Annotated in this window: 14 protein-coding genes; 4 read left to right on the top strand and 10 right to left on the bottom strand. The window is 72.1% G+C overall.

What is annotated here, in order from left to right:
• Positions 1-46: 46 nt before the first annotated feature.
• Positions 47-532 carry a carboxymuconolactone decarboxylase family protein gene (locus tag ACIRF9_RS14340; protein ID WP_403820527.1) on the bottom strand — a complete coding sequence of 162 codons (486 nt, stop codon included), beginning with the start codon at positions 530-532 and terminating at the stop codon, positions 47-49.
• Positions 533-645: 113 nt separating this feature from the next.
• Here ACIRF9_RS14340 and ACIRF9_RS14335 point away from each other — a divergent pair, with 113 nt between their 5' ends.
• Positions 646-1,578, top strand: coding sequence for a GNAT family N-acetyltransferase (locus ACIRF9_RS14335; RefSeq protein ID WP_403820524.1), 933 nt, complete (start codon positions 646-648; stop codon positions 1,576-1,578).
• A gap of 252 nt (positions 1,579-1,830) precedes the next feature.
• On the opposite strand, the gene ACIRF9_RS14330 is transcribed toward ACIRF9_RS14335, so the two are convergent.
• The 5 genes from ACIRF9_RS14330 to ACIRF9_RS14310 form a co-directional block, all read right to left on the bottom strand.
• On the bottom strand, positions 1,831-2,820 hold the full coding sequence (locus tag ACIRF9_RS14330; protein WP_403820521.1) for a malate dehydrogenase: 990 nt from the start codon (positions 2,818-2,820) through the stop codon (positions 1,831-1,833).
• Between the two features lie 340 nt (positions 2,821-3,160).
• Positions 3,161-4,114, bottom strand: a complete 954-nt coding sequence (locus tag ACIRF9_RS14325; RefSeq protein ID WP_403820518.1) for a helix-turn-helix domain-containing protein — start codon at positions 4,112-4,114, stop codon at positions 3,161-3,163.
• Between the two features lie 120 nt (positions 4,115-4,234).
• Entirely contained in the window at positions 4,235-4,684 is a 450-nt protein-coding gene (locus ACIRF9_RS14320; protein ID WP_403820515.1) for a helix-turn-helix domain-containing protein, read from the bottom strand.
• A gap of 239 nt (positions 4,685-4,923) precedes the next feature.
• Entirely contained in the window at positions 4,924-5,370 is a 447-nt protein-coding gene (locus ACIRF9_RS14315) for a DUF3017 domain-containing protein (protein WP_403821208.1), read from the bottom strand.
• A 61-nt stretch (positions 5,371-5,431) separates the two neighbouring features.
• Entirely contained in the window at positions 5,432-6,286 is an 855-nt protein-coding gene (locus tag ACIRF9_RS14310) for a bifunctional methylenetetrahydrofolate dehydrogenase/methenyltetrahydrofolate cyclohydrolase (RefSeq protein ID WP_403820512.1), read from the bottom strand.
• 200 nt (positions 6,287-6,486) lie between these two features.
• Here ACIRF9_RS14310 and ACIRF9_RS14305 point away from each other — a divergent pair, with 200 nt between their 5' ends.
• A complete protein-coding gene (locus ACIRF9_RS14305; protein ID WP_403820509.1) occupies positions 6,487-7,110 on the top strand; it encodes a hypothetical protein in 624 nt (207 codons plus the stop codon).
• A gap of 76 nt (positions 7,111-7,186) precedes the next feature.
• Here ACIRF9_RS14305 and purH read toward each other — a convergent pair whose 3' ends face one another.
• Together purH and purN are read right to left on the bottom strand one after the other, a co-directional pair.
• Positions 7,187-8,755, bottom strand: a complete 1,569-nt coding sequence (gene purH, locus ACIRF9_RS14300; RefSeq protein ID WP_403820506.1) for a bifunctional phosphoribosylaminoimidazolecarboxamide formyltransferase/IMP cyclohydrolase — start codon at positions 8,753-8,755, stop codon at positions 7,187-7,189.
• The gene (gene purN, locus ACIRF9_RS14295; RefSeq protein ID WP_403820503.1) at positions 8,752-9,384 is read right to left on the bottom strand and encodes a phosphoribosylglycinamide formyltransferase; all 633 of its coding nucleotides are present in this window, start codon (positions 9,382-9,384) and stop codon (positions 8,752-8,754) included. The genes purH and purN overlap by 4 nt, the downstream gene beginning before the upstream one ends.
• Before the next feature lie 280 nt (positions 9,385-9,664).
• Between purN and ACIRF9_RS14290 the strand changes: the two genes are divergently transcribed.
• Positions 9,665-10,426, top strand: a complete 762-nt coding sequence (locus ACIRF9_RS14290; protein WP_403820500.1) for a hypothetical protein — start codon at positions 9,665-9,667, stop codon at positions 10,424-10,426.
• An 82-nt stretch (positions 10,427-10,508) separates the two neighbouring features.
• Here ACIRF9_RS14290 and ACIRF9_RS14285 read toward each other — a convergent pair whose 3' ends face one another.
• Positions 10,509-11,087, bottom strand: a complete 579-nt coding sequence (locus ACIRF9_RS14285) for a TetR/AcrR family transcriptional regulator (RefSeq protein ID WP_403820497.1) — start codon at positions 11,085-11,087, stop codon at positions 10,509-10,511.
• Positions 11,088-11,176: 89 nt separating this feature from the next.
• On the opposite strand from ACIRF9_RS14285, the gene ACIRF9_RS14280 reads away from it, so the two are divergent.
• Entirely contained in the window at positions 11,177-11,623 is a 447-nt protein-coding gene (locus tag ACIRF9_RS14280; protein ID WP_403820495.1) for an anthrone oxygenase family protein, read from the top strand.
• Between the two features lie 73 nt (positions 11,624-11,696).
• Here the strand turns inward: ACIRF9_RS14280 and ACIRF9_RS14275 are convergent, their stop codons facing one another.
• Complete coding sequence (locus ACIRF9_RS14275; RefSeq protein ID WP_403821205.1) at positions 11,697-13,346, bottom strand: DUF6350 family protein; 1,650 nt, start codon at positions 13,344-13,346, stop codon at positions 11,697-11,699.
• Between the last annotated feature and the right edge of the window lie 18 nt (positions 13,347-13,364).

Raw genomic sequence — 13,364 nt, 5'->3', positions numbered from 1 at the left:
ACTTCCGGCTCTGCTTCCGGCTCTGTTTCCGGCTCTCTTTCCGGCTTTACTTCTGGGCCGGCTGATAAGCCCCCGGAACCATCCGCGTCGCGATCGCGATCCGGTTGTACGCGTTGATGACGGTGGCCGCCCAGATGAGTGCCGCGATCTGCGCCTCGTCGAACACCTCGGCCGCCCCGGCGTACACGTCGTCCGGCACGTGCCCGTCGGCGACGAGGGTCACGGCCTCCGTCAACGCCAGTGCGGCGCACTCCCGTTCGCTGAAGAAGGGGGTCTCCCGCCAGGCGTTCAGGGCGTAGATCCGCTGCTCGGTCTCGCCCTGGGCGCGGGCGTCCTTGGTGTGCATGTCGAGGCAGAACGCACAGCCGTTGAGCTGCGAGGCGCGGATCCTGACCAGTTCCAGGATGTCCGGTTCGACTTTCGCGTCCTGTGCCGCGGTGACGGCCGCCGCGTGCAGGGAGCCCATCGCGGAGGAGACGTCGGGGGTGATTTTCTTCAGGGCCACACGGGATATCTGGTCACTGTTGCTCATGGAGCGACTATATCCATGAATTCAAATTACGGAGACACGCTCACCGAAAGACAATGCCGTGCACGACGCGTCCAGGTGGACGCCACCCGATCCTTTGACTAAAGTCAAAGATTATGGAGTCTGTGTCGGAGCCCGTACCGGAACCGGTGCCGGCCGCGGACGTCGCGGCCTTCCGCCTGTTCAACCGCTACTTCACGCGCCGTATCGGCGCCCTCGACGACCAGTACCTCGGCCAGGGCCGTCCCCTCGGCGAGGCCCGCCTGCTGTTCGAGATCGCCGACGGCGCGGCCGGGGTCTCCCTGCGCGAACTGCGCGGCCGGCTCGGTCTGGACGCCGGTTACCTCAGCAGGATGGCGCGGGCACTGGAGGCGCAGGGCATGGTCCGCGTCGGCGTCCCCGCGCACGACAACCGGCTGCGGACCGTCGAGCTGACCCCGGCCGGGCGCGCAGAGGTCGCGGAGCAGAACCGGCGCGCCGACGCGCTCGCGGCCGGCCTGCTGCGAGGGCTCGCCCCGCGGCAGCGTGCGGAGCTGACCGGGGCCCTGGCCGCCACCCGGCGCCTGCTGCGGCTCGCGGGCATCGAGGTCGCGGTCGTCGACGGCGCGTCGGCGGACGCCCGGGCCTGCCTGGAGGCGTACGCCGCCGACATCGACGCACGGTTCCCGGAGGGCTTCGACAAGGGCTCCCTCGTGGACCCGACGGAGGTCTCCGGGGAGGCCGGCGCCTTCCTGGTCGCCTACGAGGAGGGCCGGCCGGTGGGCTGCGGGGCGCTGCGGCGGCTGGAGCCCGGCACGGGCGAGATCCGGCACGTGTGGGTCCACCCGGACGCCCGCCGGCTGGGCCTCGCGCGGCGACTGCTCGGCGGGCTGGAGCAACAGGCGCGGGCGCGCGGGCTCTCCGCCGTACGACTGGACACCCACGCCGCGCTCACCGAGGCCCAGGCGATGTACCTGGCCTGCGGCTACACCGAGATCCCCCGCTACGACGACAACGTCTACGCCAGCCACTGGTTCGAGAAGCGGCTGGGGCCGGGGAGCGCCGGCTGACCTTCGGCCGTCAGGGGCGGGCCAGGGATGAACAGCTCGGAGCCGATCCGCGGACCGGCTGCCGCTCCCGCACGCCGGGCGGCTCGACTGGCCGACCAGGGACGGCAGTTCCCTCCGGACGCCGGGCAGGCGCGGCATGGAGTGACCGTCGACGGCACCGCCCAGCCCGGAAACGGGCGCGGGCCCCGTTCCGGATGAACACCGGAAGCGGGGCCCGTGCGGGCTCGCGACGGAGACCGTCGACGAGGTGGCTCAGATGAGGCCGAGGGCGCGGACCGCCTCGCGCTCCTCCTCCAGCTCCTTCACCGACGCGTCGATGCGGGCGCGGGAGAACTCGTTGATGTCCAGGCCCTGGACGATCTCGTACTGGCCGTCCTTGGTGGTGACCGGGAAGGAGGAGATCAGGCCCTCCGGGACGCCGTAGGAGCCGTCCGACGGGATGCCCATGGAGGTCCAGTCGCCGTCCGCGGTGCCGTTGACCCAGGTGTAGACGTGGTCGATCGCGGCGTTGGCGGCGGAGGCGGCCGAGGACGCGCCACGGGCCTCGATGATGGCCGCGCCGCGCTTGGCGACGGTCGGGATGAAGTCGTCGGCGAGCCACTGCTCGTCGTTCACGACCTCGGCCGCGTTCTTGCCGGCGACCGTGGCGTGGAAGATGTCCGGGTACTGGGCGGCGGAGTGGTTGCCCCAGATGGTCAGGCGCTTGATGTCGGCGACCGTGGAGCCCGTCTTCTTCGCGAGCTGGGTCAGCGCGCGGTTGTGGTCGAGGCGGGTCATCGCGGTGAACCGCTCGGCCGGTACGTCCGGGGCGGCGGCCTGGGCGATCAGGGCGTTGGTGTTGGCCGGGTTGCCGACGACGAGGACCTTGATGTCGTCCGCGGCGTGGTCGTTGATGGCCTTGCCCTGCGGCTTGAAGATGCCGCCGTTGGCGGAGAGCAGGTCACCGCGCTCCATGCCCTTGGTGCGGGGGCGGGCGCCCACGAGGAGGGCGACGTTGGCGCCGTCGAAGGCCACGTTCGGGTCGTCGGTGATGTCGATGCCGGAGAGGAGCGGGAAGGCGCAGTCGTCGAGCTCCATGGCGGTGCCCTCGGCGGCCTTCAGCGCCGGGGTGATCTCCAGGAGGCGCAGGCGGACCGGCACGTCCGCGCCGAGCAGCTGGCCGGAGGCGATGCGGAAGAGCAGGGCGTAACCGATCTGGCCGGCCGCGCCGGTGACGGTGACGTTCACGGGAGTGCGGGTCATGGCGTTCTCCGTATGACAGCTGTCGGTGGGGCGTCCCTGCCCCGGGTGGGACGTACAAATGATCGATCTCTTGGCATCAAGAGATCCATCCAGCGGTCAGGCTATCGCGCATCCGGGATCCCGGACCGCCGGGGCCGTGTGGCCCGGCCCACAGAGTGGACAACTCTGGTGCGAGAGCCACGAAAAAGGCGGCCGCCGGTTCGGGAGAGGTGGAACCGGGCGGCCGCCGGGTGGGGGTACCGGGTCGTGCCGGACTCCCGTGGGGGTACGGTTCGCGTGCCCAGGGCGGAGGCGGGTATTCCTGCGCGCACCGCTTTTTTTCAGCTGGCGGAGGCACCCCTCAGCGGGTGCACCCCTTCTCCCCCGAGGCCAGCACCGCGCAGGCCCTCGCCTGGTCCGCGTCGCGCACCGCGATCATCGGGGTGTACGCGATCGTCTCGGCGGAGGTGGTGATGGTCCCGGTCTGCCGGCGCGAGCCCACGGTCACCCGTACCACGTCCCCCGGCACGGCCTGCGTGATCCTGCCCCAGGCCGCGCCGCACGTCCGGCTGTAGCGGACCTCGACCAAGGCCGGGCCGACCGTCGCGCTCTTCGCCGTGGTCACCAGGTCGCCGCTGCACCCCATCTGTTCCGCGTCCTTGCCGGTGCAGCCGGAGCCCGCGCACAGCACCCCGGAGGGCAGGACGGTACTCGTGGCGGCCGACGGCGTGGGCGAGCCGGACGCGCCCACGGTCTGCCGCCCGCCCCCGCCGTCGGTCAGCAGGAACGCGCCCACGACGACGATCACCACCCCGACCACCCCCGCGAGGAACAGCGCCGTGCGCTGCGCACCGGCCGCCCTCCCCGGGTCCTCCGAGGAGTCCGGCGGCGGCGTCGGGGACCCGCCCGCCGGACCCGCGACGCCCGGCACGGCCGCGCCGCGCTCCCCGGACCGCTGTCCGCCCTCCGGCGGCCCGAACTCCCCCAGCGCCGCCCGCGCCCGGGCGATCCGCGCGGCCTCCACGGTCGGCTCGTGCCGCAGTTCCGAACGGCTCCAGGCACGTTCGGCCAGCTCCCACATCGTGGTCAGATGGACGGGCGGGGTGCCGGTGACCTCGGCGAGCGCGATGATCGCACCCTTGGGGGCGAGCAGCCGGCCGTTCAGATACCGCTCCCAGGACGTCCTGCTGTACCCCGTACGGTCCGCGACCGCCCCGAGGCTCAGCCCCGCGCGGTCCACCACCCTGCGCAGCTGCTCGGCGAACTCCCGTACTTGTGGGTCGAGTTCGTCCGGCAGGTCCCGCCAACGAGGCATGGAGCCCCCCTCCCTCCGCCAAGTCCCCCTTTGGCCACGTTAGCCCCGATGTCCAGACGATTCGGGACACAAACCCGAACTGTCAACGTATCGACACGACGGGCACACGGAAGGAGCCCGTCAGCCGAAGGCCACGGCTCCCCCGAGGGCGGTGAGCAGCAGGGCGAGCAGCAGCAGGACCGCGTACAGGAGGAGCCGTCCGGCGGGGCGGTCCGGCGCGGGCTCGTCCAGGCGTTCCCACCAGGGAACGGTGGGGTCGTCCTCGTACCCTTCACCAGGCTGCGCCGCGGGCGGGCGCGGCCAGGCCTCCACGGCCAGTTCCCAGCGCACCACGTGCCGTTCGGCGTCCGCGCCGGTCAGCCCCGCGACCCGGCACAGTGCGGCGACGGCCTGCCGGGGCGGCGGCTGTACGGCGTTGAGGTAGCGCTGCCAAGAGGACTTGCTGTACGCGGTGCGCGCGCCGAGCGCGGCCAGGCTGAGGCCCGTTCCGTCCTTGAGCTGCCTCAGCCGTTCCACGAAAAGCCGCACCTCCGGCGGCAGCCCGTCCGGCAGCGGCTGCCAGGCGCCCATCCCGCCCACCTCCTCGTCGATCCGATGGGGGGACGACGTCCGGCGGGCGGACGGTTCCCGAGGCATACCGTCGGCAGCGGAACGGTCACTTCCGTGCCACAGCGCACGGAGACCTGTTGAACAGCCAGTTCACTGTTTGGCAGCGTGGAACCCGCACGGCGGCCCGTCCTTCTCGGGGGAGAGGACGGGCCGCCGGACGTTCGGGTTCCTGTCGGCCGCGAGTTGGGCAGCGCCCTTCCTCACGTACTGACGGTGAAGTGCAGGGTGTCCTTCAGAAACGGAATCTGCAGCCACGGATCCGGCTGAGCCATGAGCGCCAGCAGCACGATCACCGCACCCAGCACCCCGTACGTCGCTATGTCCGTGAAGCGGGAGCGCACGGCGAGCATGCCGACGCCGGGCAGCAGCCAGCGCAGCACCGCACCGGCCAGCAGCGCGACGCCGATCACGATCGTGCCGGCCCGGAACTGGTCGAGCGCGGTCACGAGCAGACCGACCGCGACCAGCGCCGACACCACGATGATCGGCCACTGGCGCGCGGCCAGGGTGTCGCCGGCCGCGGCCCTTCCGGCGCCCTCGGGACGCGCCGTGTCCTTGGTGAACAGCGGGAAGCGGCGGGTGTGACGGCGCGCCACGCCGTCGGCGTCCGGCGCGCTGACGGGGTCGCGCACCTCGATGTCCTCGATGTCCTCGACGCCCTTGATGCCCTTGATGCCCTCGATGTCCTCGGCTTTGCCGGAGGTCCGGTCAGCCTGCACTGCGCTCCGCCGCCTCGACCACGTTGACGAGCAGCTGGGCACGGGTCATCGGGCCGACGCCGCCCGGGTTCGGGGAGATCCACGCGGCGACCTCACGGACGTCCGGGTGGACGTCGCCCACGATCTTCCCCTCGGCGTTGCGCGAGACACCGACGTCCAGGACGGCGGCGCCCGGCTTGATGTCCTCCGCACGGATCAGATGCGCGGAGCCGGCGGCCGCGACCACGATGTCCGCGCGCTTGAGGTGGGCGGACAGATCACGGGTGCCGGTGTGGCACTGGGTCACCGTGGCGTTCTCGCTGCGACGGGTCAGCAGCAGCGGCATCGGGCGGCCGATGGTGACACCACGGCCGACGACCACGACCTCGGCGCCCTTGATCTCGACACCGTGGCGCCGGAGCAGGGTGAGCACGCCGTTCGGGGTGCAGGGCAGCGGGGCGGGCTCGTTGAGGACGAGCCGGCCGAGGTTCATCGGGTGCAGCCCGTCGGCGTCCTTGGACGGATCCATCAGCTCCAGGATCCGGTTCTCGTCGATGCCCTTGGGCAGCGGCAGCTGGACGATGTAGCCGGTGCAGTCCGGGTCGTCGTTCAGCTCGCGTACGACCGCCTCGATCTCCTCCTGCGTGGCCGTGGCGGGCAGTTCGCGCTGGATGGAGGCGATGCCGACCTCGGCGCAGTCGCGGTGCTTGCCGGCGACGTACTTCTGGCTGCCGGGATCGTCCCCGACGAGGATCGTGCCGAGGCCGGGCGTCACACCCTTCTCCTTCAGCGCCGCCACGCGGGCGGTCAGCTCGGACTTGATCTCGGCTGCGGTGGCCTTGCCATCGAGAATCTGGGCGGTCATGACCCCATCCTCCCGGATGACGGGCTCACGGTTCCAATCCGGGAGCCGAATGCGGCTGGACAAGAAACCGGCCATTGCAGAACGATTGCTGCCACAGTGCCGCGGGCAGTACCGGGGGGACGCACCGCATCTGTGATCTTCCTCCGCGGTGGGCCGCCCGTCGTCCCCCGCACTGGATCCGCCAACGGAGGAAGTGACCCATGAGTTTCGGCGACCCGAACAACCCCTACGGTCCGCCGCCCCAGCAGCCCCCGGCCTCTTCCGGTTACAGCTACCCGCAGCAGCCCGGCCCCGGCTACGGCGTCCCGCCGGCGCCGCCCTACCAGCAGCAGCCGTACCCGCAGTACCCGGGCGGCTACCCCGGCGGCCCGGCGGGCCCGGCCGCCATCCCCGGGATCACCCGCGCCGCGCAGATCCTGGTGGGCGTGCTCGCCCTGGCCCACCTGGGCGTGGCGGGCCTGTACGCCTGGCAGCTGTCCAAGTGGGACGAGACCATGGCCGAGGCGGGCATCACCGGTGACGCCGAGGCGGAGAGGTTCGCGGACCTCGGCAAGGGCGTCGTGGTCTTCTTCATGAGCCTGGCCGTGGTGTTCGCGATCCTCGGCCTGGTGCTGCTGCTCCAGTACGCCAAGGGCGGCAACGCCGTCCGCGTGTGCTCGATCGTCTACGGCTCGTTCGCGATCGTCACCGGCATTTTCACCCTGGCGGCCTACGGGCTCGGTCTGGTGATCCTGGTGGTCGCCATCCTGGTGATCGTCTTCGCCGCGAAGCGCGCGAGCGCCGAGTGGTTCCGGCGCCCGCGCCACGGGGGCGCGCACCTCTGACGGCACACGACGAAGGGCCGTGTCCCGCCCCATCGAGGGAGGGACACGGCCCTGGTGCTGTCACCGCGTCAGTGCGTCAGTGGAAGAAGTGCCGCGTCCCGGTGAAGTACATGGTGACGCCCGCCTTCTGCGCGGCCTCGACGACCAGCTCGTCCCGGACCGAACCGCCGGGCTGGACGACGGCCTTCACACCCGCCGCCACGAGGACCTCGAGCCCGTCGGGGAAGGGGAAGAACGCGTCGGAGGCGGCGTAGGAGCCGCGTGCCCGCTCCTCACCGGCCCGCTCGACGGCCAGCTTCGCCGAGTCGACCCGGTTGACCTGCCCCATGCCGACGCCGACGGAGGCGCCGTCCTTGGCGAGCAGGATGGCGTTGGACTTCACGGCCCGGCAGGCCTTCCAGGCGAAGGCGAGCTCGGCCAGCTCCTCGGCGCCGAGCGCCTCGCCGGTCGCGAGGGTCCAGTTGGCCGGGTCGTCGCCGTCGGCCTGGAGCCGGTCGGTGACCTGGAGCAGCGCGCCGCCGCCGATGGGCTTGAGCTCGACGGGGCTGGACGGCCCCTGCGGCGCCTTCAGCACCCGGATGTTCTTCTTCTTGGTGAGGGCCTCCAGGGCCCCCTCCTCGTAGTCGGGCGCGACGATGACCTCGGTGAAGATCTCGGCGACCTGCTCGGCCATCTCCTTGCTGACGGGCCGGTTCACGGCGATGACACCGCCGAAGGCGGACAGCGGGTCACAGGCGTGCGCCTTGCGGTGGGCCTCCGCGACATCGGCACCCACCGCGATACCGCAGGGGTTGGCGTGCTTGATGATCGCGACGGCCGGCTCGTCGTGGTCGTACGCGGCACGGTGGGCGGCGTCCGTGTCCGTGTAGTTGTTGTACGACATCTCCTTGCCGTGCAGCTGCTCGGCCTGCGCGAGACCGGCGCCGCTGCCGTCGGCGTAGAGGGCGGCGGGCTGGTGCGGGTTCTCGCCGTAGCGGAGGGTGTTCTGCCGCTCCCAGGTGGCGCCGAGGAAGTCGGGGAACTGCGAGTCGTCGACGGGCGCGTAGGAGGAGGCGAACCAGGAGGCGACCGCGACGTCGTAGGCGGCGGTGTGCTGGAAGGCCTCGGCGGCGAGCCGCTTGCGGGCGGCGAGGTCGAATCCGCCGTCCTTCAGGGCGGCGAGGACGTCGCCGTACCGGGCGGGGCTGGTGACGACGGCCACGGACGGGTGGTTCTTGGCGGCGGCGCGCACCATGGACGGCCCGCCGATGTCGATCTGCTCGACGCACTCGTCGGCGGAGGCGCCGGAGGCGACGGTCTCCCGGAAGGGGTAGAGGTTGACGACGACGAGGTCGAAGGGCTCGACACCCAGCTCGGTGAGCTGCCGCCGGTGGTCCTCGAGACGCAGGTCGGCGAGAATGCCGGCGTGCACCTTGGGGTGCAGGGTCTTGACGCGGCCGTCGAGGCACTCGGGGAAGCCGGTGAGCTCCTCGACCTTGGTGACGGGGACGCCGGCGGCGGCGATGCGGGAGGCGGTGGAGCCGGTCGACACCAGCTCGACGCCGGCCTCGTGCAGCCCGCGGGCGAGCTCCTCGAGCCCGGTCTTGTCATAGACGCTGACAAGCGCACGGCGGATGGCCCGCTTGGCGTTGCTCTCGGCGGTCACTGGATAACTACCTTTCGTCCCTCAATGCGATAGCCGTTGCGGGCGAGGCGCCCCACGACCTCGACGAGCAGCCTTCGCTCGACTTCCTTGATGCGCTCGTGCAGAGCGCTCTCGTCGTCCTCGTCCCGGACCTCGACCACGCCCTGGGCGATGATCGGACCGGTGTCGACACCGTCGTCGACGAAGTGGACGGTGCAACCGGTGACCCGGGCCCCGTAGGCGAGCGCGTCACGCACACCGTGGGCGCCGGGGAAACTGGGCAGCAGCGCGGGATGGGTGTTGACGAACCGCCCCCCGAAGCGGGCGAGGAACTCCTTGCCCACGATCTTCATGAATCCGGCGGAGACGACGAGGTCGGGCTCGTGGTCGGCGACGGCCTCGGCGAGGGCGGCGTCCCACTCCTGACGGCTGCCGAAGTCCTTGACCTTCCGCACGAAGGTGGGAATCCCGGCCCGCTCGGCACGGGCGAGCCCCTCGATACCGTCCCGGTCGGCCCCGACGGCGACGATCCGCGCGCCGTAGGCCTCGACGCCGGTGGCGGCGATCTCGTCGAGGAGCGCCTGGAGGTTCGTACCGGATCCGGAGACGAGCACGACGAGACGCTTGGCCACGGTCGGCTTGGCGGCCACGGTGGGGGCCCTTTCTCGGGGAAGCAGCGGAGCACGGCCGGCGAGGATGCTTTTGTACGTTCGTACGAATGCATCGCGCCCCCGAATACGGGGAAGCCTACGAAGCAGCCGACCGTCAGCAACGATACCGGCACACCAGGCGGCCCCCATGGGACGGGGGCGTGGCCGGAAGGTAGCGTCTGCGAGGAGCGGGGTCGGGAACGCGGTGGCAGTGCGACGCGTTCCCCCTGCGAGAGCTCACATCGGACAGTCGTACCACCTAGGGGAAGACGCTCACTTGATGCCGGACCGCAGTCTGCGACTCCACACGCTCCCCCCGCAGCCCGTGGCGGGAGAGGTGCGCGGCACCCTGCTGCGCCGCGAGCGCCCGACGTCACCCCCCGACGCAGAGCCGAACTCCTCGGACAAGCCGTCGGACAAGGACGACAACCCCTTCGCCCCGCCCCCCGAGGGCACCCCCGACCGCCCGTGGCAGCCCCGGCGCCCGGCGAACGGCGAGGGTGACGCGCCGGCCGAGGGCCGCACTCCCTGGGGCAATCAGTGGAGCGACCAGCAGCCCGGCCGCTCCCCCGGCGGCGGCTTCGGCGAGCGCCCCCGCAGCGGCGGCCCCGAGGGCCCCGGCCCCACCCCCGGCCCGCGCTGGGACCCCACGGACCCGGCCCAGCGCCGCGCCCGCTACGCGCTGCTCTCCGGCATGTGGGCCTTCTTCTTCGCCCTCTTCGGCTGGCCGTACGTGGCACTGCTCCTGGGCGCCCTCGCCCTCAACTGGGGCATCAGCGCCCTGCGCGCCAAGCCCCGCACGCCCGACCCCGACGCCCCGGCCCCCACCGAGCCCCCCGGCCGCCCCCAGACGACCGCCGCGATCAGCGGCCTGGTCACGGCGTCCCTGGCCCTCGCCCTCGTCGCCGTGACCTTCACCGCCCAGCTCGTCTACCGCGACTACTACACCTGCACCAAGGACGCCCTCACCACCGAGGCCGAACAGTCCTGCAGCGACCTCCTCCCGAAGGAACTGAAGGGAATCCTGGGCGCCAACACCTGAGACCCGCCACGCGGTCCCCGCGATGCCGCGGGCGGGCAGCGGGGCCCGAGGACCCCGGCCGCGTGCCCGCCGGGGCGGTGTGTCAGACCACGGCGAGCCGGTCCACCAGCAGTTCCACCCTCCGCTCGGTGTCCTGCGGCGGCAGCCGTCGCGCCCGGGTCAGGGTGGCCAGCCCGTGCAGGGCCGCCCAGAACAACTCGGTGAACAGTCCCGGGTGGACGCCGTCCCCGGCGACCTCGGCGAGCGTCTCCAGCAGGGCGGCGAAGGCGTCCTTCAGTGGCTCCGGGGTGTCCTCGTGTGCGAACGCCAGGCCGCCGTCGAGCTGGAACATGGCGTCGTAGACCGCCGGGTTGCGTTCGGCGAAGTCGAGGTAGGCGCGGGCGAGGGCGGTGACCCGGGCGCGGGTGTCGTCCGCGGCGGAGGCCGCGGCCCGCAGCGCCGCGGCCATCTCGGTGGCGCCCTCGAGGGCGACGGCGCCGATGATCTCGCGCTTGCCGCGGAAGTGGCTGTAGAGGACGGGCTGGCTGTATTCGATGCGCTCGGCGAGCCGGCGGGTGGTGACCGCGTCCCAGCCCTGCTGCTCGGCGAGTTCGCGGGCCGTCGCCACGATGAGGCGCTCACGGCCCGCCCGTTCGCGCTCCTTGCGTTCCTGTACCGACATGACCCGATCCTAGCACCGCTAGACAATCGAGCGGCAGCAGTACTAGCGTTGCCTCATCATCTAGCAACGCTAGATCCAGGAGGGTCATCATGCTCACCGCACTTGAGATCGTCACCACCGTGATCGTCGGCCTGATGGTGGGGGTGGAGTTCTCCGTCGCCTTCGTCATCAACCCGATCTTCAACGCCCTGCCCGAGGACAGCGGCCAACTCGGCCGCGCACACGGGGGCCGGATGCTCGGCGCCGTCATGCCGTTCTGGTACATCGGCTCGCTCGTCCTCGTCGCGGTCTGGGCCATCGCCGGACGGCACCACGACGGCGCCGGCCTCACCGTCACCGCCGGCGCGCTGCTGCTCCTCAGCGTGGTCATGTCGCTCCTGCTGCTCGTCCCGATCAACAACCGGGGCAAGACATGGACCCCCGAGAACCGGCCCGAGGACTGGAAGGAGCAGATGAACCGCTGGGACCGCTTCCACTACGTCCGCGTCGCCGTCATCGTCGCCGCCTTCGCCCTGCTGGTCACCGCCCTCGCCTGAGCCCGCCGGCCGACACCCTGCTGGTGGCGCTCAATCCCCACTCCCCGGGCGGCGGGGCGAGGAAAACCGACGGTCACTGCGCCGCCCCCTCCTCCCCCGCGGCCTCCCGCAACGCCGCCCACCTGAACTCCCGAGCCCCGTCCCCATGCCACCCGGGCTCCGCCGACTCCCCCTCCTCCCCCACCCCCGCATCCTCCACAGCAGCGAAGTCGTACAGCTCACCCCCGCCCTCCTCGCGCTCCTCCGCATCCAAGGAAACCTCCACCCCCACCCCCGTCCAGGAAAACTCCCGCACCCCCCGCCCCCTCCATCTCCGCACCCACAACCCCACCGGCACCCCCACCGCCACCACCCACACCACCACCGCACCCCCCACCTGCCACCACACCGGCCCGAACCGAGCCATCACCCCCACCCCCAACGGCCCACCCGCCAACGCCGCAAGCACCCCCACCAGCCCACCGCACCCCACACCCGCCCCCACCACTCCCCCCACGGTCCGCCATCGCGACCACGCATCCACGGGCGCCTCCGCCACCCCACCACTGGAACCGGCCCCCGCACCTCCCACGAACACCCCCACCACCACCCCCGCCGCCATCGGCACCACCCCGGCCGCCCAGTTCCACACGGTCCCCACCCCCGCCTCCGGCACCGCCGCCAGCAGCGGGAACGGCGGCAACAACGGCGCCGGATCGGCCCCCAACGGCGTCACCACATGCCCCACCCCCAGCACATACCCGGGCCCCAGGGCGTACGCCGCCCCCCACACCGCCGCGTTGGGCACCAGCGCCACACACAGCAACAACACCGCGAACCGCCCCGACCACCCCTCCGTCAACTGCAGAAACGCCCCCCGAGCCGCCCCCACGTGCCACACCGACGAGACGGCCACCAACAACCCCCCACCCCCGACGAGCACGGCAGCCCCGGCCCCCGCGGCCCGCAACCTCACCCCCGCCCTCTCCTCCCGCGACTCCCCACCACCAGGACCACCCACACCCTTGACCCCACTGGTCGCATCCAGCCCGGTCAACCGCTCCCGCCCCCCACCGAACACGACCCTCCCCACCCACCCCGGCAACACCCGCTCGAACGGCTCCCGAGGACGCCCGTACGCCGACCACACCCCCGTCCCCGCCGCCACCACGGCCACCGCCGGCACACACACCACCGTCCAGAACCATGAAGGCCGCAGCACACCCCCCGCCGCATACGAGGCCACCCCCACCGCCACGGCGAGATACCCGCCCACCACACCGACCCACGCCGTACGCGCCCCCACCAGCACACTCCCCGCCGCACCACCCAGCACCCCGACCGCCTCCCCCACTCCTTCCCGCGCCTCCTCCCCACCCCCGTCGTCCACCGCATCCCGCGCCGCCCGGTGCACCAGCCACACCGGCAGCACGAGCAGCAGCAACGGCGTGACCCCGACCGGCGCGGGCACCCCGGACAACGTCTCGGTGCGCACCAGTTCCGCCCCGTGCGCCAACAGCCACAGCGCGGCGGCGACATGCAACGCCCCGCTCGGCCCACTGTCGGGATACGGCGAACTGATCCACAGCATCATCACCAGCGCGGCGAACGCCCCGAGCCCCAGCCCGGCGGCCAACGCCCCGCCCAGCGCGGCGGCGACCAGTCCGGGCGAACGGTCCCGCAAACGGGACGACAGCGAGGGCAGGGAGGACAGCGAGGACGGGAACGGTCGACGAGCAGGCATCCGGGTCACGCCCGCCAT

This window comes from Streptomyces sp. NPDC096132 (assembly GCF_044763345.1).
Classification (GTDB): Bacteria; Actinomycetota; Actinomycetes; order Streptomycetales; family Streptomycetaceae; genus Streptomyces.
Note: the sequence above shows the minus strand (reverse complement) of the source record. Positions and strands in the feature narration are given on the sequence as shown.

Bases quoted from the DNA above. Each gene is read 5' to 3' on its own strand.
- ACIRF9_RS14285 (WP_403820497.1), bottom strand. From the start codon at position 11,087: ATGTCGGTACAGGAACGCAAGGAGCGCGAACGGGCGGGCCGTGAGCGC.
- ACIRF9_RS14275 (WP_403821205.1), bottom strand. From the start codon at position 13,346: ATGCCTGCTCGTCGACCGTTCCCGTCCTCGCTGTCCTCCCTGCCCTCG.
- ACIRF9_RS14320 (WP_403820515.1), bottom strand. From the start codon at position 4,684: ATGGGCGCCTGGCAGCCGCTGCCGGACGGGCTGCCGCCGGAGGTGCGG.
- ACIRF9_RS14335 (WP_403820524.1), top strand. From the start codon at position 646: ATGGAGTCTGTGTCGGAGCCCGTACCGGAACCGGTGCCGGCCGCGGAC.
- ACIRF9_RS14325 (WP_403820518.1), bottom strand. From the start codon at position 4,114: ATGCCTCGTTGGCGGGACCTGCCGGACGAACTCGACCCACAAGTACGG.
- ACIRF9_RS14330 (WP_403820521.1), bottom strand. From the start codon at position 2,820: ATGACCCGCACTCCCGTGAACGTCACCGTCACCGGCGCGGCCGGCCAG.
- ACIRF9_RS14280 (WP_403820495.1), top strand. From the start codon at position 11,177: ATGCTCACCGCACTTGAGATCGTCACCACCGTGATCGTCGGCCTGATG.
- ACIRF9_RS14340 (WP_403820527.1), bottom strand. From the start codon at position 532: ATGAGCAACAGTGACCAGATATCCCGTGTGGCCCTGAAGAAAATCACC.
- ACIRF9_RS14305 (WP_403820509.1), top strand. From the start codon at position 6,487: ATGAGTTTCGGCGACCCGAACAACCCCTACGGTCCGCCGCCCCAGCAG.
- ACIRF9_RS14310 (WP_403820512.1), bottom strand. From the start codon at position 6,286: ATGACCGCCCAGATTCTCGATGGCAAGGCCACCGCAGCCGAGATCAAG.
- ACIRF9_RS14290 (WP_403820500.1), top strand. From the start codon at position 9,665: ATGCCGGACCGCAGTCTGCGACTCCACACGCTCCCCCCGCAGCCCGTG.